Origin of the sequence: Limnospira sp. PMC 1279.21 (assembly GCF_032349615.1) — a bacterium.
Taxonomy (GTDB): domain Bacteria; phylum Cyanobacteriota; class Cyanobacteriia; order Cyanobacteriales; family Microcoleaceae; genus Limnospira; species Limnospira fusiformis.
In genome coordinates this window covers 1-209 of record NZ_JARPLU010000641.1, presented here as the reverse complement: position 1 = coordinate 209, position 209 = coordinate 1, and the positions used below count along the sequence as shown (strand labels likewise).

Sequence of the window (209 nt, the reverse complement as noted above, 5' to 3'; positions counted from 1 at the left end):
CAGCATGGCTCGGGCAGTCTTAGACCTGATTAGACGCTTCACCTTGGCAACCATATCGGAAGTCTCGAAGGTGGGCAAAAAAATTAGGCTGTAGTTGTGAGTCAAGTAGTGAGCAATTTGTTTGTGGGCCTCATCCACTAAATTCCGGATTTTAGTTCTCATTCGTTGATCCGCTTGCCTCATCCGTCGCCTTCTTGAACGACAGGGTT

At 47.8% G+C, this 209-nt stretch carries 1 pseudogene; it reads right to left on the bottom strand.

The annotated features are described in order from the left end of the window. Positions 1 to 209: pseudogene (locus P5683_RS26330) on the bottom strand (RNA-guided endonuclease TnpB family protein); the annotation flags it as partial.